Below are 14,658 nucleotides of genomic sequence, written 5' to 3'. Positions count from 1 at the left end.
ACTGACATGCTCGATTCCAAACTGTTACGCAGCAACCTTCAGGACGTAGCGGACCGCCTGGCGTCCCGTGGCTTCGCCCTGGACGTCGCGCGCATCGAAGCGCTGGAAGAGCAGCGCAAGACCGTCCAGACCCAGACTGAAAAGCTGCAGGCCGAGCGTAATGCGATCTCCAAGAGCATCGGCCAGGCCAAGCAGCGCGGCGAAGACATCGCGCCGTTGATGGCCAACGTCGAGAGCATGGGCACCGAGCTCAACAACGGCAAGGTGGCCCTGGACAAGATCCAGTCCGAACTGGATTCGATCCTGCTGGGCATCCCGAACCTGCCCCACGAGTCGGTGCCGGTCGGTGAAGACGAAGAGGGCAACGTTGAAGTCCGTCGCTGGGGCACGCCAAAAACGTTCGATTTCCCGGTGCAGGACCATGTAGCCCTAGGTGAGAAGTTCGGCTGGCTGGACTTCGAGACTGCCGCCAAGCTGTCCGGCGCCCGTTTTGCCTTGCTGCGCGGGCCAATTGCCCGCCTGCATCGGGCCCTGGCCCAGTTCATGATCAACCTGCACGTCACTGAGCACGGTTACGAAGAGGCCTACACCCCGTACCTGGTCCAGGCGCCGGCCCTGCAAGGCACCGGCCAGTTGCCGAAGTTCGAGGAAGACCTGTTCAAGATCGGCCGCGACGGCGAAGCCGACCTTTACCTGATCCCGACTGCCGAAGTTTCGCTGACCAACATCGTGGCCGGCGAGATCGTCGACGCCAAGCAACTGCCGATCAAGTTTGTTGCCCATACACCGTGCTTCCGCAGTGAAGCCGGGGCGTCGGGTCGAGATACCCGCGGTATGATCCGCCAGCACCAGTTCGACAAGGTCGAGATGGTGCAGATCGTCGAGCCGGCAAAGTCCATGGAAGCCCTGGAAAGCCTGACGGCCAACGCCGAGAAGGTCCTGCAGTTGCTGGAGCTGCCGTATCGTGCCCTGGCCCTGTGCACCGGCGACATGGGTTTCAGCGCGGTCAAGACCTACGACCTGGAAGTGTGGATTCCGAGCCAGGACAAATACCGCGAGATTTCATCGTGCTCCAACTGTGGCGATTTCCAGGCCCGTCGCATGCAGGCGCGTTTCCGCAACCCTGAAACCGGCAAGCCGGAACTGGTCCACACCCTCAATGGCTCCGGCCTGGCGGTGGGTCGTACCCTGGTGGCGGTGCTGGAGAACTACCAGCAGGCCGACGGTTCGATCCGCGTGCCTGAGGTGTTGAAGCCGTACATGGGTGGCATTGAGGTCATCGGCTAAATGGACTATCTGCCACTGTTCCATAACCTGCGCGGCAGCCGCGTGCTGGTGGTCGGCGGCGGGGAGATTGCCCTGCGCAAATCCCGCCTGCTGGTCGATGCTGGCGCGCTGCTGCGGGTGGTCGCACCCGAAATCGAGCCGCAACTGCGGGAACTGGCCAGTGGCAACGGGGGCGAATGCGTCCTGCGCGGCTACCTCGAAACGGACCTGGATGGTTGCGGGCTGATCATCGCCGCCACCGACGACGAACCCCTCAATGCCCAAGTGTCGGCCGACGCCCATAAACGTTGTGTACCGGTCAACGTGGTGGACGCACCAGCCCTGTGCAGCGTGATCTTCCCGGCCATCGTCGATCGCTCGCCACTGGTGATTGCGGTGTCCAGCGGCGGCGATGCCCCTGTGCTGGCAAGGCTGATCCGGGCCAAACTGGAAACCTGGATTCCTTCGACCTACGGGCAACTGGCGGGTTTGGCGGCGCAGTTTCGCAGCCAGGTCAAACGGCTGTTCCCGGATGTGCAACAACGCCGGGCGTTTTGGGAGGATGTGTTCCAGGGCCCTATCGCTGACCGCCAATTGGCCGGGCAGGGCACTGAAGCCGAGCGCCTGCTGCGCGAGAAAATCGCCGGCCAGGCGCCGCACGCACCGGGTGAAGTCTATCTGGTGGGTGCCGGGCCGGGTGATCCCGACCTGCTGACCTTCCGCGCCCTGCGTTTGATGCAGCAGGCCGATGTGGTGCTGTACGACCGTCTCGTCGCGCCGGCGATCCTTGAACTATGCCGGCGTGATGCCGAGCGGGTCTATGTCGGCAAGCGCCGCGCCGAGCATGCCGTGCCTCAGGACCAGATCAACCAGCAGTTGGTCGAGTTGGCCCGGCAAGGCAAGCGTGTGGTGCGCTTGAAAGGCGGCGACCCGTTCATCTTCGGGCGCGGCGGGGAAGAGATCGAAGAGCTGGCGGCCCAAGGTATCCCGTTCCAGGTCGTCCCGGGGATCACAGCTGCCAGTGGTTGCGCGGCGTACGCCGGTATTCCGCTGACCCATCGCGACTATGCCCAGTCGGTGCGTTTCATCACCGGCCATCTCAAGGACGGTACCAGCGATCTGCCGTGGGCGGACCTGGTGGCTCCGGCCCAGACCCTGGTGTTCTACATGGGGCTGGTGGGACTGCCGAGCATCTGCAGCGAGCTGATCAAGCACGGTCGCGCGGCCGATACGCCGGCGGCGCTGATCCAGCAAGGCACGACGTCCAACCAGCGGGTGTTCACCGGCACTCTGGCAGATTTGCCGAAGCTGGTGGCCGAGCATGAGGTCCATGCGCCGACGCTGGTGATCGTGGGGGAAGTGGTGCAACTGCGCGAGAAACTGGCGTGGTTCGAAGGGGCTCAGGGGCAGGTCTAGCGATAGACCGTGTCGCCTTCAATCGCGAGCAGGCTCGCTCCCACAGGGGATCTGGGTACAGCCATGAATTTCTGGTTGCACACAGTCCAGTGTGGGAGGGGCAGGTCTAGCGATAGACCGTTTCGCCTTCAATCGCGAGCAGGCTCGCTCCCACAGGGGATCTGGGTACAGCCATGAATTTCTGGTTGCACACAGTCCAATGTGGGAGCGAGCCTGCTCGCGATGAGGCCTTTACATCCACGACAAATCCCGGATCAGTCCCCGCCCCAGATCCCTTTCCCCAGCAACCGCGCGCGATCATGGGCGCCGCTGAAATCCTGCTCCGGCCCCTTGGGCACGATCCCGTTGGGATTGATGGTCTTGTGGCTGCCGTAGTAATGCCGCTGGATGTGAGTGAAATCCACCGTCTCGGCAATGCCCGGCCATTGGTACAGCTCCCGCAGCCAGTTCGACAGGTTCGGGTAGTCGGCGATGCGTCGCAGGTTGCATTTGAAGTGGCCGAAATACACCGCATCGAAACGGATCATGGTGGTGAACAGGCGGATATCCGCTTCGGTCAGGTATTCGCCGGCCAAGTAGCGCTGCAGTCCCAGGAGAGCCTCCAACCGATCGAGTTCGGCGAACAACTGGTCGAACGCTTCTTCGTAAGCCTGTTGGGTGGTGGCGAACCCGGCGCGGTAGACGCCGTTGTTCACCGCCGGATAGATCCGCTCGTTCAGCGCATCGATCTTGCTGCGCAGGTGTTCGGGATACAGGTCCAGGTGGTTGCCGGTCAGGTCATTGAAGGCGCTGTTGAACATGCGGATGATTTCCGCCGATTCGTTGTTCACGATGCGCTGTTGCCGCTTGTCCCACAGCGCCGGGACGGTGACGCGACCGGTATAATCCGGTGTATCGGCGGTGTAGCGCTGGTGCAGGAAGCGCAGGTTGTCCAGTTTGTCGCCGGTAGAGCCGTGGGCCTTGTCGAAGGTCCAGCCGTTTTCCAGCATCAGGTAGCTGACCACCGAAACATCAATCAGCGCTTCCAGGCCCTTGAGCTTGCGATAGATCAGGGTGCGATGAGCCCAGGGGCAGGCCAGGGACACATACAAATGGTAGCGCCCGGCGTCGGCGGCAAAGCCACTCTCGCCCGTGGGGCCGGCGCTGCCGTCTGCGGTGATCCAGTGACGGCGTTGCGCCTGTTCGCGCTGGAAGGTGCCATCCTTGCTTTCATACCACTGATCTTGCCAGCGGCCTTCGACTAACAAACCCATCTCGATCTCCTCTGCCAATAAACGTTGGAGGCGAGTCTATTCCGATAGGTTCGAACTAAAAGCGCAAAGGTTGGGCGTTGATGATCGATTAAATCGATCGATCTCGGGCCTCCCAATACTGTCGGGCTCGCTCGAACGCGTCTTCATGCGCCAGACCGAGGCCGCGCAAGGCCAGGGCCATGGTGGCAACGAGGGCCAATTGCGGGTAGCTGTCCTCCACGTCGCCGCGCCAGATGGCTTTCAGGTGTTCGGGGTCGAGGCTCTCTGGCTTGACGTGGCGCTGTGGGGACAGCCGTGGCCATTCTTCATCCCAGTTCGTGCCGCCGGTGGTGCCATACAGGTGACTGTCGGCATCCGGGTTGATTTCGATTTCACCGCCGTCGCCCTTGATCACGACAGTCGTATCCCCCAACAAGCCGCTGGCATCGCGATGCACCGCCTGGTAGCCGGGGTGGAAGATGCTTTGCAGTCCGCACCGGGCCTTCAGCGGGTTGAGGATCCGCGCCAGGGAATGGATCGGCGAGCGCAGGCCCAGGGTGTTGCGCAGGTCGATCATGCGTTGCATCTGGGGTGCCCAGTCCACTAGCGGCATGAAGGCCAGGCCGCCGTTATCCAGGGCCGTGCCGACCTGCTGCCAGTCACGGCATAGCGGGATGTGCAGAAATCCCAGCAACTGTTCGGTATAAAGCCGACCCGCCGTATGGGCACCGCCGCCGTGCATGAAGATGCGCACGCCGTTCTGGCCGAGACACTTGGCCGCCAGCAGGTACCAGGGTAGATGGCGTTTCTTGCCGGCGTAGGTTGGCCAGTCGAGGTCCACCGCCAGCGCCGGGGCATCCAGGCGTGCGCGCAGGGCTTCAGTGAAACCGGCCATTTCCTCGGCGCTTTCTTCCTTGTGCCGCAGCAGCATCAGGAAGGCACCCAGTTGGGTGTCCTCGACCTGCTCGTCGAGCACCATGCCCATGGCCTCGCGGGCTTCTTCCCGGGTGAGGTCACGGGCGCCGCGCTTGCCTTTGCCCAGGATGCGCACGAACTGGGCAAATGGATGTTCGGCCGGGGTCTCGAGAGTCAGCGATGGAAAGTCGGTCATAAGCAATTCGTCGGTTTGGGCAGGCCCGCCAGCTTGGCGGCGAGTTTGGCGGGAGTGCCTTTGAACAATCGGTTCAGATGCAGGCTGTTGCCCTTGTCCGCACCCAGTTTCAGCGCGGTGTACTTGATCAGTGGCCGGGTGGCGGGGGAGAGCTGGAACTCGTCGTAGAATGCCCGCAGCAGTTCGAGGATTTCCCAGTGTTCAGGGCTCAACTCGATGTCTTCGGCGGCGGCCAGGGCCGTGGCCACCTCTGCTGACCAGTCCTCCCGGTCGGCAAGGTAGCCGTCCTTGTCCAGCGCGATGGCGCGTTCGCCCACGTTCAGCGCGTTCATAGCCAAGTGTTGACCTTGTCATGCTGGATCGACAGTTCGACGAAGGCCGGGTAGTCGATGCTCTTGGCCCAGTCAGGGGCCGGCAAGTCTCGGGCCTGGAGGTCTTCGGCCAGTGCGAACAGCTTCAGGCCGGCGGCCTGCAATCGTGCAAACGGTGCGGTGCCGGATTGCAAGGCGTAAGTCGCATCGCCACACAGCAGCAGCGCATCCTTGTCTCCCAGGACCCGCAGGCAACTGGCGAGGCGGTTATCGCCAAAGGGTGAATGGGACAACACATGCAAAGTCGACATCAGAGGGTAATCACCTGGTCGTAACGGTCAATGAGGGCGGTGATGTCCGGTGCGGTCAGCACCTTCAGTTCAGCCAGGGCCAGGGCATCGGTGTCGACGCCGCGTTCGGCAGCACTGTCGGCGCAGACAAAAAGGTCTTCGACGCCGAACATGGGCAACGCCTGCAAGTTCGCGCTCAGGTCTTTTTGCTGGACGACCTTGGCGTTCTGGCCGGGGAGCAGCTGGTGTACGCCGTCGTCGAGAAACAGCAGGCCGATGGGCAGGTCGAATGCCCCGCCGGCCAGGACGATGTCCAACGCTTCCCGGGCGCCTGGACCCGACCATGGGGACTGGCGGCTGATGAGCAACAGGGACTGGGCCATCATGGACCTCCAAAACAGATCAAGCGGTCGGCATCCTGGATCGCGTCGTGCAACTGGCCGAGCCCGGACAGGGCCCAGGGGGCCTCGACGCTCACGGCCGAGCGTTGGTAGCGCTGGGCTTCCTCGGCGTTCAACACCCCTCGGCGCAACGCCGCTGCGATGCAGACCACGCCGTCGAGCTGGTGGTCGCTGACAAAGTTGCGCCACTGCTTGGGCAGGTCCTGTTCGTCCTGGGGGGTGACCACACCGCTGTCGGCGTTATAGACACCGTCCTGATAGAAAAACAGCCGCACGATTTCATGCCCGCCGGCCAGCGCGGCCTGGGCGAACAGCAAGGCTCGGCGCGAGGACGGCGCATGGGCGGCGGAAAACAGCGCAATGGCGAACTTCATGGCACATCCGATCAGCAAAACTGCGGCCATGATAAAGCTTTATGGACAGGGGAGCGATTGGCACTGCAGGATTGTGGGGACATCCCCTCGCCACACTGGTTCAGCGGTCTTCCGTGAGGCCGTGCAACTCGCAATATTCCGCCCAATCCATTCCCGCCATCTCTGCCACTTCCCTGTGCACGTCCATCCGCTGGGACTGATAGTCCTCTGGTGAGGTTGCGGTCAATTGCAGGGTCAGCTCCCAGGCGAACAGGCCCTGGCGCTCGGCCTCGGCTTCGAAGGCCTCATGCAACCGCTCGGCGCGGTATTGTTCCGCCGTCTCGCCCTTGGCCTGGGCCAGCAGTGGGTTGAGGTGATCCAGTTCGGCGCGCAGTTCGGGACGCTCGTCGAGAAACTTTTCCAATGCCCGCTCATGTTGCTGTTCGGTGGCCGCCATGCTGACTCTCTGGTGAGTGAAAAAAGGCGCCACAGGGTGCGCGAATCATCGTCCGGTGTCGCGTATAAATTTCAGTAAAGCAGCACGAAGATCGGGGGCGTGGTGCTAAAGTCCGTTTTTTTCTCGATGAGTGAACGCAATGCGAATGCTGACGGTGGCCCTGGCCGCCACCTTGCTGGCCGGCTGTGCGGGTTCGGCGATGAACCAGGCCCGCACCCAGGCGCCTTACAAGACGCTGGCCTCGGACAAGCCGGAACAGGTCGTGGCCCAATGCGTGCAGTTTTCCTGGCAGGACGAGGCGGTATTCGGCGTCGACGCCGGGGCTTATCTGCAACCGGGCAAGAAAGGCGGCTCGACGGTGTACACCCGCTCTGCTGAAGCTTTTGTCGATCTGGAAACCGGTGCCGCCGGCACGACGTTGAATTACTACGCCAAGCACGACGACTTCATGGCCAAGCGCCGGTTGGCGGCGTTGGCGACTTGCCTGTAGGCCAGTAGAGCATCGCGAGCAGGCTCGCTCCCACAGGGGATTTGTGTTGGCCCCAATCTTCCGGCCATGCCGGGTACCGTGTGGGAGCGAGCCTGCTCGCGATGGCGGTGGGTCAGCCGACGATGGTGTTGAAGGGTAGACCACTTTCGCGAGCAAGCCCGTTCCCACAGGATGTGTGTTTCAAGTCAGGCGCTTCTGGAGGAAGAAGTGCTGGTGACCGGGTGGGTAATCGTCGATCCGGCCGATTACCGTAAAGCCGTGTTTGCGGTAGAACTCCGGCGCCTGGAAGTCGAAGGTGTCCAGCCAGATGCCGACGCAGTTCTTCTCCCTGGCCAGCTCTTCGGCCTTATGCATCAATGCCGACCCCGTGCCTTGGCCGCGGGCCTGTTCCGGCACCACCAGCAACTCGATATAGAACCAGCGGAAGAACACCCGACCGTAGAGCCCGCCCACTATTTCACTGCTGTGTTCGTCCCGAACCAGCCAGGCGACCAGTTCCGGCACGGTGCCGCCGGTCCTGGCGGTGTTGTAGGCGCGTAGCGGGGCCAGGATGGCCTGGCGCTCCTCGTCGGTGGGAGCGTCGGTGCGTTCGATTCGCAGCGTCATCAGCGATGTCCTTATTGCGGGATGGATGAACGGCATGAGCGTACCCCAAAAGACCGTCCGACAGCGAACGGGCGCATTTTTCAAACCGGGCCATACTTCCTGGGTTTCCAAAACAAGAAGAGAGTGGCTCATGAAGTTCGAATCCTTGACCCGGACCCTGGTTGCGACATCCCTGACCCTCAGTTGCTTCTACGTGCAGGCTGCCTCCCAGGCCCCGGTCGCCGCCGAGAACGGCATGGTGGTCACCGCCCAGCACCTGGCGACCCATGTGGGCGTCGATGTGCTCAAGAGCGGCGGCAATGCCGTGGATGCGGCGGTGGCGGTGGGGTATGCGCTGGCGGTGGTGTACCCGGCGGCGGGGAACCTGGGCGGCGGTGGTTTCATGACCCTTCAACTGGCCGATGGGCGCAAGACCTTCCTGGATTTCCGCGAGAAAGCGCCGCTGGCTGCGACGGCCGACATGTACCTGGACAAGGACGGTAACGTCGTCCCGGATCTCAGCACCCGCGGACACCTGGCGGTGGGTGTGCCCGGCACGGTGTCCGGCATGGAGCTGGCGCTGAAGAAGTACGGCAGCAAGTCCCGGGCTGAACTGATCGCCCCGGCCATTCGCTTCGCCGAGGACGGTTTCACCCTGGAGCAGGGCGATGTGGACCTGCTGGAGACCGCCACCGACGTGTTCAAGGAGGACATGCGTGACTCGGGTTCGATCTTCCTGCACAACGGCGAGCCGATGCAGGTTGGTCATAAACTGGTGCAGAAAGACCTCGCCAGGACCCTGCGGGAAATCTCCGCCAAGGGAGCCGATGGTTTCTACAAGGGCTGGGTCGCCGACGCCCTTGTCACCTCCAGCCAGGCCAACAAAGGCATCATCACCCAGGCCGACCTGGACAAGTACAAGACCCGCGAGCTGGCGCCGGTGGAGTGCGACTATCGCGGCTACCACATCATCTCGGCACCGCCGCCCAGTTCCGGCGGCGTGGTGCTGTGCCAGATCATGAACATCCTCGACGGCTATCCGATGAAGGAACTGGGTTTCCATTCGGCCCAGGGGATGCACTACCAGATCGAAGCCATGCGCCATGCCTATGTGGATCGCAACAGCTACCTGGGTGACCCGGACTTCGTGCAGAACCCCATCGATCATCTTCTGGATAAAAGCTACGCCGCCAAACTGCGGGCTGCCATCGAACCGCAAAAGGCCGGTGACTCGCATTCGATCAAGCCCGGCGTGGCGCCCCACGAGGGCAGCAACACCACTCACTACTCCATTGTCGACAAGTGGGGCAACGCCGTTTCCGTCACCTACACCCTCAATAACTGGTTCGGTGCCGGCGTCATGGCGAGCAAGACCGGGGTGATCCTCAACGACGAAATGGACGATTTCACCGCCAAGATCGGCGTCCCCAATATGTATGGGCTGGTGCAAGGGGAGGCCAACGCCATCGCACCGGGCAAGGCACCGTTGTCGTCCATGAGCCCGACCATCGTCACCAAGGACGGCAAGACTGTCATGGTGGTGGGGACGCCGGGCGGCAGCCGTATCATCACCGCGACATTGCTGACGATCCTCAATGTGATCGATTACGGCATGAACCTGCAGGAAGCCGTCGACGCGCCGCGCTTCCACCAGCAGTGGATGCCTGAGCAGACCAACCTGGAAACCTTCGCCGCCAGCCCTGACACGCAAAAGATCCTGGTAAGCTGGGGGCATAAGTTCGCAGGTCCCCAGGACCCCAACCACGTTGCTGCGATTCTGGTGGGTGCACCGTCGCTGGGTGGAAAACCGGTGGGCAAGAATCGGTTTTATGGGGCCAACGATCCACGTCGCAACACGGGATTATCATTGGGCTATTGAGCAGAGGGGGCTGCCGGAGGCAACCCCCATGGCCGTTCATCATTGTCTTGAAGAGGGAAACCATGAGTACCGCTTTGCTGATCATCGATGTCCAGAGCGCCCTGTGCACCGGTGAAGAAGAATGTTTCGAGAGCCAGCGCGTCATCGGGACCATTAACGACCTCAGCGCTCGGGCCAGGGCTTCAGGCCTGCCGGTGATCCTGATCCAGCACGAAGAACTGCAAGGTTCGCTGTTGCATGGTTCTGATGCCTGGCAACTGGCCGACGGCTTGTTGACCGCCGCGGATGACCTGCGGGTGCGCAAGACCACGCCTGATGCGTTCTACCAGACGGACCTGCTGTCGTTGCTGCAGGCCCGAAGCATCGACCGCCTGGTGATCTGCGGCATGCAGACCGATTACTGTGTCAACGCCACGGTTCGCCAGGCCCACACCTTGGGGTATGAAGTGGTCCTGGCTGCCGATGCCCATACCACGGTGGACAACGGCAGCCTGGCGGCGGAGCAGATCATCGCCAACCACAATGAGCGCTTGGGACGCCTGAGCAGCGCGGTGTCGCGGATCGATGTGCTGTCGGCGCAGGACGTACGTCTCTGAACCGGCCGAGGCCCTGAACGCTAACGGTCGTTCTAGCTGAACGAACGCATTTTTGATTGATGTGATTGCATCCGTTTACTGCGCCCGGGCGCGGCGATCAGTGTGTTTATTGAGCTGTCGGGCTCAGCTGGATCGAGCTACATCGTCTTGCGCCACTGCCTACAACTACGCCAGAATCCGCCGGCTTGTGCGCTTGGGAAGCGGCCTCTATCGTTTGTCGATCACTGACGAATCAGTGATCGGGTTTGGTAGCCCGGGTTTTCGGTGCACAGCGTCACCTCTTGCAAGTGCAACCATGCGCTTCGCTTTTTGGTGGCCATGCGCAGGGCTTCTTCGGAGGCGCCGGTTCCGATACCCGGTCTACCAACCTTCGTATGGCCACCGCCCTTCGTTTGGTAGCGTGAGAGTGATGGCTCCTTTTCAAAATGTATCGGAGCTTCATCTATGTTCAAAGTAACTCCCAACCCGCCAGAAGACGACACCTCAGCCTCGTACGACGAGGCCGCCGATCGAGCCCTCGATTATTACCTGAAAGCCAAAACAACCGGACCCGAGGCCGATCCGACATCCGATCAACTCTTTACGGTTGTCAACGGCATCGACACCGAAGTCCTGCTTGCCAACCTCAGCGAAACATTGGCATCGGCCAACGCCATGACCAGTGATCTGGCATTTGAATTGGATGGCTCACGGCGGCATGTGGCCCTGGGCATCCAGCAACTGATTGAACTGGGCGCATTGCTGGCGAACCGGGCGCTGGATAACGTCGACCCACGTTAGCCACCTCCGTCCTTCGTGGAGGGAGCTTGCTCACGCCAAGTGGCGAAGCTGACACAATTCTTCCTCTACAACCGTGCATGCCTCGACATTGAAAAGGCTTTTCAAGGCGCCCCAAACACCATCGTCCAGTACACCCCCGCATCGCTGCGTGAATCACTGGCGGAGGCGGCGCCCACTTGGGTGAACATCGGGTTCATCAGGTTGGCGCAATGCCCTGGGCTGGCGAGCCAGTCTTGCATGGCCTGGTTCGCAGAGCCTTGGCCGGCGGCGATGTTCTCACCGATCTTGCGGCCACGATAGCCGGCGCCCTTGGCCCGCTCGGCGACGGAGCGGCCGTCGGGATCGCGGTGGGCGAAATAGTTGCCGTGGGCCATTGCCTGGCTATGTCCCTGGGCGGCTGATCCGAGTGCGGCGTTCCAGCTCAGTGGCCGGGCGGCGGCGAAGCGCTGGCGACCACACACGCGCGACTTGGCCCTTGCGGCGTTGACCTGGGTCAGCAGTGCCTTGCCGATCGATGAGGCGTCGCTGACCGCTGCACCGCCCATGGGCTGCGCGAGCACCACTCGCCAATCATCACCAACCCGGTTGACGCCGATGTCAGCGTATTGGTTGTCCAGCAAGGCGTCGCAGTGCTCGTCCGCCAGCATGTCGAAGGCTTCTTCGGCATCCCGCGCATCCGTCAGGCGGATGCTGCGTACGGCCCGGGCTGAATAACCGGCGTCTTTCAAGGTTTCCCGCAAGCTGTCACGAAAGCCGATCGGCAAGGCCAGGCGTGAGCGCAGCACCAAGGGTGGGGAGGCCCGGACCGTGCGCCATTCACAGCGGCGGGACTGGCTGCGGTAGTCGTTGATGGCGTTTACCAGTTGACCCTCACCCCGAGCGTGGGCAGGGCTGGCGAGCAAGGGCAGCAGGGGGAGCAGGCAAAGCGAAACGAAACGGCAAGAGCGAACAGGGTGGCGCATGGTGCGGACGGCTCAAGAGGGAGAGTTACGCGAGCGCCAGGCCTGGCGCCCATCAGCCGCAAGCGCTTCGCACAGGACGGCGAGGCTTTCACGGCTGGGGTAGGACTGTGGGTTTGAAGACAAGTTTCAGCAGGGGCACCCAACCCCTGTGGCGAGTTCAGTTGTTTCCAGCCGCCCCGGCCACGGGCGCCTTGACCCGTTCGACCTTGCGATAGGTCAACAGCACGATCCCGGCTACCACGATAGCGCCGCCGAGCACTTGGCCGGGGCTGAGCATCTGGTCCAGTACCAGCCAGCCGATCAGCAGCGTTGCCAACGGTTCGACGTTCATCACTGGGGCATTGCGCGGCATGTCCAGGCGCGGCACGGAAATGAACAGCACAATAAAGCCGGTGCCATAGAGCGTTACCAGGGTAGCCAGGGCCAACCAGCCGGTGCTGGTGGCCGGCAGGTTGAAGCCGCCGGGGAGGGCACCGCTCAGGCCGGCGAGATTGACGCTGCTGAACACAATGAAGATCGTCAGCAGGCTGCGCACCGAGCCGCGCACCTGGGACAGCTTGTGGTCGGTGATCCACAGCGCGCAAGCGAACGCACAAGCCGCGCAGAAGGCCAGGCCGACACCCAGCAACCATTGGGGACCGACGCTCTGTTCGGACGATAACCGCGCCGGCACCTCCAGCACGAACACCAGGCCCACCAGTATCAACCCCATCAGGGCGGCGGTGCGGGGGGTGGGGCGTGGTCCGCCCAGTGCCCAGGTCAGTAGCGCGAGCAAGATCGGGAACACATTGCCCACCAGCAGTGCCAGGGCCACCGGCACCCTCGCCACGGCCGAGTACAAGCACAGGCTCTGTGTAGCGATCAACAGCCCAAGCAGCAACTGCCAGCGCCAGGTGCCGGGTGGAAGCCGCAAGCCCTGGCGTTGCCACAGCACCATCAAGGCCAGCACCAGCAGAGTCCCGCCCGAGCGCATCAGGATCGCCAGTAACACGCCGGCGCCGTCATCGAATGCCACCCGCGCCGCCACATGGTTGCCGGCGAAGGCGCACCCCATGCACAACAGGACGAGCACCGCGAGGTGGCGTGGAAACGGAGTGGGGGAATCCAGTGTGGCGGTGGGGCGGACCATGGCAGGGTTTCTCAAAAGAACGACCGCCGAAGCGTAGGCTTCGGGCGATGAATTTAGTTATTGTCATCGTACAACTGTGCGGTTTTTTACCTTATCTCATCCAGGGGAACAAGTACTGAAGAATTCGGAATCCCCACGAGGCTTTGTAAATATTCTGGTTTGAGAGGGCGTGAGTGCAGCCGTACTTCAACGGATGCGAAGATGGTTGTCTTGTACGATGTCTTATCACGTAGTAAAACTGTCATCCCGTCCAATAATAATTAACGGAGCGACACCCGATGGAGACTTCGCAACTGATAAGCCCCGCCGACCAAGGCCGCCGGGTATTCCTGAAAAAATCCCTGGTGGTCTCGGCAGCTGCCGCCACCCTCGGGAATCTGCCCGGGCTCACCCAGGCCGAGCCGTTGAGCCAGCGTTACCCGGACCCGCTGATCAACATCCTCGATCCCAGCTTCATGGACCTGCGCATCTTCAATGCCAGCGTGGAAAAACTCGCCACCGGGTTGCGCTGGGCCGAAGGGCCGGTGTGGGTCGGCGATGGCCGCTACCTGCTGGTCAGCGACATTCCCAACAACCGCATTGTGCGCTGGGATGAGATTACCGGCAGTCTGTCGGTGTATCGCGAGAACTCCAATTTTTCCAACGGCATGTGCCGTGATCGCCAGGGGCGATTGCTGGTGTGCGAAGGCTCCACCACCTCGAGCGAGGGGCGGCGCGTCACCCGTACCGAGCACAACGGCACCATCACCGTGCTGGCGGACAGTTTCGAGGGCAAGCCTTTCAATTCGCCGAACGATATCGTGTGCAAGCGCGATGGTTCGGTCTGGTTTACCGACCCGCCATTCCAGACCGGCAACAACTACGAAGGACACAAGGTCACGCCTTCTCAGCCCCACGCGGTGTACCGTATCGATGGCGAAACCGGGAAGGTCAGTCGGGTGATCGATGACTTGGCGGGGCCGAACGGCCTGTGTTTCTCCCCGGACGAGAAGATCCTCTATGTGGTGGAGGGCAGGGCCAAGCCCAACCGTCTGATCTGGGCGATCACGGTCAAGGAAGACGGTACGTTGGGCGAGCGGCGCAAGCACATTGAAGGTCTGGATTACGCCGCCATTGATGGCATCAAGTGCGACGAAAGCGGCAACCTCTGGTGCGGTTGGGGCGGCAACGGCGACCCCAAGGCAGACCTGGAGAAACTCGACGGCGTACGGGTGTTCAATCCGCAAGGCAAAGCCATCGGCCACATTTCCCTGCCGGAACGCTGCCCTAACATCTGCTTTGGCGGGCGGGAAGGTAATCGCTTGTTCATGGCCGGCAGTCACTCGCTGTATTCGCTGTTCGTGAATACCCGAGGCGCCACGTTCAGTTGACTGAACGGCTTGGACAGCAAGTCTCGCCGG

The 14,658-nt window shown here is 62.2% G+C and carries 17 protein-coding genes; 7 read left to right on the top strand and 10 right to left on the bottom strand.

Annotation, left to right across the window (positions count from 1 at the left end):
• The first annotated feature begins 6 nt into the window (after positions 1 to 6).
• Together serS and cysG are read left to right on the top strand one after the other, a co-directional pair.
• The gene (gene serS / locus QZH45_RS19345; RefSeq protein ID WP_024779293.1) at positions 7 to 1,287 is read left to right on the top strand and encodes a serine--tRNA ligase; all 1,281 of its coding nucleotides are present in this window, start codon (positions 7 to 9) and stop codon (positions 1,285 to 1,287) included.
• Positions 1,288 to 2,682 carry a siroheme synthase CysG gene (cysG, locus tag QZH45_RS19340; protein WP_024779292.1) on the top strand — a complete coding sequence of 465 codons (1,395 nt, stop codon included), beginning with the start codon at positions 1,288 to 1,290 and terminating at the stop codon, positions 2,680 to 2,682.
• Between the two features lie 254 nt (positions 2,683 to 2,936).
• On the opposite strand, the gene QZH45_RS19335 is transcribed toward cysG, so the two are convergent.
• The 7 genes from QZH45_RS19335 to QZH45_RS19305 all read right to left on the bottom strand — a co-directional run bounded on the left by QZH45_RS19335 (position 2,937) and on the right by QZH45_RS19305 (position 6,837).
• On the bottom strand, positions 2,937 to 3,935 hold the full coding sequence (locus QZH45_RS19335) for a glutathione S-transferase family protein (RefSeq protein WP_053190858.1): 999 nt from the start codon (positions 3,933 to 3,935) through the stop codon (positions 2,937 to 2,939).
• Between the two features lie 88 nt (positions 3,936 to 4,023).
• Positions 4,024 to 5,025 carry a glycosyl transferase family protein gene (locus QZH45_RS19330; protein ID WP_055135823.1) on the bottom strand — a complete coding sequence of 334 codons (1,002 nt, stop codon included), beginning with the start codon at positions 5,023 to 5,025 and terminating at the stop codon, positions 4,024 to 4,026.
• The gene (locus tag QZH45_RS19325) at positions 5,022 to 5,357 is read right to left on the bottom strand and encodes a TusE/DsrC/DsvC family sulfur relay protein (protein WP_024779289.1); all 336 of its coding nucleotides are present in this window, start codon (positions 5,355 to 5,357) and stop codon (positions 5,022 to 5,024) included. Before QZH45_RS19325 ends, QZH45_RS19330 begins: the two co-directional genes overlap by 4 nt.
• The gene (gene tusB, locus QZH45_RS19320; RefSeq protein ID WP_024779288.1) at positions 5,354 to 5,647 is read right to left on the bottom strand and encodes a sulfurtransferase complex subunit TusB; all 294 of its coding nucleotides are present in this window, start codon (positions 5,645 to 5,647) and stop codon (positions 5,354 to 5,356) included. Before tusB ends, QZH45_RS19325 begins: the two co-directional genes overlap by 4 nt.
• Positions 5,647 to 6,009 carry a sulfurtransferase complex subunit TusC gene (gene tusC, locus QZH45_RS19315; RefSeq protein WP_024779287.1) on the bottom strand — a complete coding sequence of 121 codons (363 nt, stop codon included), beginning with the start codon at positions 6,007 to 6,009 and terminating at the stop codon, positions 5,647 to 5,649. The genes tusB and tusC overlap by 1 nt, the downstream gene beginning before the upstream one ends.
• Positions 6,009 to 6,401: a sulfurtransferase complex subunit TusD gene (tusD, locus tag QZH45_RS19310; protein ID WP_024779286.1), complete on the bottom strand. Its 393-nt coding sequence runs from the start codon at positions 6,399 to 6,401 to the stop codon at positions 6,009 to 6,011. The genes tusC and tusD overlap by 1 nt, the downstream gene beginning before the upstream one ends.
• A 100-nt stretch (positions 6,402 to 6,501) precedes the next feature.
• Positions 6,502 to 6,837, bottom strand: coding sequence for a DUF6388 family protein (locus tag QZH45_RS19305; protein ID WP_055135824.1), 336 nt, complete (start codon positions 6,835 to 6,837; stop codon positions 6,502 to 6,504).
• A 139-nt stretch (positions 6,838 to 6,976) separates the two neighbouring features.
• Between QZH45_RS19305 and QZH45_RS19300 the strand changes: the two genes are divergently transcribed.
• Positions 6,977 to 7,327 (top strand): hypothetical protein, encoded by a 351-nt coding sequence (locus QZH45_RS19300; RefSeq protein WP_024779284.1) that lies wholly within the window; start codon positions 6,977 to 6,979, stop codon positions 7,325 to 7,327.
• Positions 7,328 to 7,507: 180 nt separating this feature from the next.
• Here QZH45_RS19300 and QZH45_RS19295 read toward each other — a convergent pair whose 3' ends face one another.
• Entirely contained in the window at positions 7,508 to 7,933 is a 426-nt protein-coding gene (locus QZH45_RS19295) for a GNAT family N-acetyltransferase (protein ID WP_024779283.1), read from the bottom strand.
• Between the two features lie 130 nt (positions 7,934 to 8,063).
• On the opposite strand from QZH45_RS19295, the gene ggt reads away from it, so the two are divergent.
• The 3 genes from ggt to QZH45_RS19280 all read left to right on the top strand — a co-directional run bounded on the left by ggt (position 8,064) and on the right by QZH45_RS19280 (position 11,167).
• The gene (ggt, locus tag QZH45_RS19290) at positions 8,064 to 9,791 is read left to right on the top strand and encodes a gamma-glutamyltransferase (RefSeq protein ID WP_055135781.1); all 1,728 of its coding nucleotides are present in this window, start codon (positions 8,064 to 8,066) and stop codon (positions 9,789 to 9,791) included.
• Positions 9,792 to 9,853: 62 nt separating this feature from the next.
• The gene (locus QZH45_RS19285) at positions 9,854 to 10,387 is read left to right on the top strand and encodes a cysteine hydrolase family protein (RefSeq protein ID WP_024779281.1); all 534 of its coding nucleotides are present in this window, start codon (positions 9,854 to 9,856) and stop codon (positions 10,385 to 10,387) included.
• Between the two features lie 444 nt (positions 10,388 to 10,831).
• Positions 10,832 to 11,167 (top strand): DUF6124 family protein, encoded by a 336-nt coding sequence (locus tag QZH45_RS19280; RefSeq protein WP_024779280.1) that lies wholly within the window; start codon positions 10,832 to 10,834, stop codon positions 11,165 to 11,167.
• A 101-nt stretch (positions 11,168 to 11,268) separates the two neighbouring features.
• Here the strand turns inward: QZH45_RS19280 and QZH45_RS19275 are convergent, their stop codons facing one another.
• Positions 11,269 to 12,129, bottom strand: coding sequence for a CAP domain-containing protein (locus QZH45_RS19275; protein ID WP_024779279.1), 861 nt, complete (start codon positions 12,127 to 12,129; stop codon positions 11,269 to 11,271).
• A 157-nt stretch (positions 12,130 to 12,286) separates the two neighbouring features.
• Entirely contained in the window at positions 12,287 to 13,258 is a 972-nt protein-coding gene (locus QZH45_RS19270) for an EamA family transporter (protein ID WP_053190871.1), read from the bottom strand.
• Between the two features lie 278 nt (positions 13,259 to 13,536).
• Here QZH45_RS19270 and QZH45_RS19265 point away from each other — a divergent pair, with 278 nt between their 5' ends.
• Positions 13,537 to 14,628: an SMP-30/gluconolactonase/LRE family protein gene (locus tag QZH45_RS19265; RefSeq protein ID WP_024779277.1), complete on the top strand. Its 1,092-nt coding sequence runs from the start codon at positions 13,537 to 13,539 to the stop codon at positions 14,626 to 14,628.
• The last annotated feature ends 30 nt before the right edge of the window (positions 14,629 to 14,658 follow it).

The sequence above is a fragment of the Pseudomonas corrugata genome (assembly GCF_050920615.1).
GTDB lineage: Bacteria > Pseudomonadota > Gammaproteobacteria > Pseudomonadales > Pseudomonadaceae > Aquipseudomonas > Aquipseudomonas corrugata.
This window is presented reverse-complemented; position numbering and strand designations above follow the sequence as displayed.

Excerpts from the sequence above, each read along its gene's own strand:
- cysG (WP_024779292.1), top strand. The coding sequence starts at position 1,288 with ATGGACTATCTGCCACTGTTCCATAACCTGCGCGGCAGCCGCGTGCTG.
- QZH45_RS19305 (WP_055135824.1), bottom strand. The coding sequence starts at position 6,837 with ATGGCGGCCACCGAACAGCAACATGAGCGGGCATTGGAAAAGTTTCTC.
- QZH45_RS19275 (WP_024779279.1), bottom strand. The coding sequence starts at position 12,129 with ATGCGCCACCCTGTTCGCTCTTGCCGTTTCGTTTCGCTTTGCCTGCTC.
- QZH45_RS19270 (WP_053190871.1), bottom strand. The coding sequence starts at position 13,258 with ATGGTCCGCCCCACCGCCACACTGGATTCCCCCACTCCGTTTCCACGC.
- tusD (WP_024779286.1), bottom strand. The coding sequence starts at position 6,401 with ATGAAGTTCGCCATTGCGCTGTTTTCCGCCGCCCATGCGCCGTCCTCG.
- QZH45_RS19330 (WP_055135823.1), bottom strand. The coding sequence starts at position 5,025 with ATGACCGACTTTCCATCGCTGACTCTCGAGACCCCGGCCGAACATCCA.
- QZH45_RS19295 (WP_024779283.1), bottom strand. The coding sequence starts at position 7,933 with ATGACGCTGCGAATCGAACGCACCGACGCTCCCACCGACGAGGAGCGC.
- QZH45_RS19280 (WP_024779280.1), top strand. The coding sequence starts at position 10,832 with ATGTTCAAAGTAACTCCCAACCCGCCAGAAGACGACACCTCAGCCTCG.
- QZH45_RS19335 (WP_053190858.1), bottom strand. The coding sequence starts at position 3,935 with ATGGGTTTGTTAGTCGAAGGCCGCTGGCAAGATCAGTGGTATGAAAGC.
- QZH45_RS19285 (WP_024779281.1), top strand. The coding sequence starts at position 9,854 with ATGAGTACCGCTTTGCTGATCATCGATGTCCAGAGCGCCCTGTGCACC.
- ggt (WP_055135781.1), top strand. The coding sequence starts at position 8,064 with ATGAAGTTCGAATCCTTGACCCGGACCCTGGTTGCGACATCCCTGACC.
- QZH45_RS19265 (WP_024779277.1), top strand. The coding sequence starts at position 13,537 with ATGGAGACTTCGCAACTGATAAGCCCCGCCGACCAAGGCCGCCGGGTA.
- tusC (WP_024779287.1), bottom strand. The coding sequence starts at position 6,009 with ATGGCCCAGTCCCTGTTGCTCATCAGCCGCCAGTCCCCATGGTCGGGT.
- tusB (WP_024779288.1), bottom strand. The coding sequence starts at position 5,647 with ATGTCGACTTTGCATGTGTTGTCCCATTCACCCTTTGGCGATAACCGC.
- serS (WP_024779293.1), top strand. The coding sequence starts at position 7 with ATGCTCGATTCCAAACTGTTACGCAGCAACCTTCAGGACGTAGCGGAC.
- QZH45_RS19325 (WP_024779289.1), bottom strand. The coding sequence starts at position 5,357 with ATGAACGCGCTGAACGTGGGCGAACGCGCCATCGCGCTGGACAAGGAC.
- QZH45_RS19300 (WP_024779284.1), top strand. The coding sequence starts at position 6,977 with ATGCGAATGCTGACGGTGGCCCTGGCCGCCACCTTGCTGGCCGGCTGT.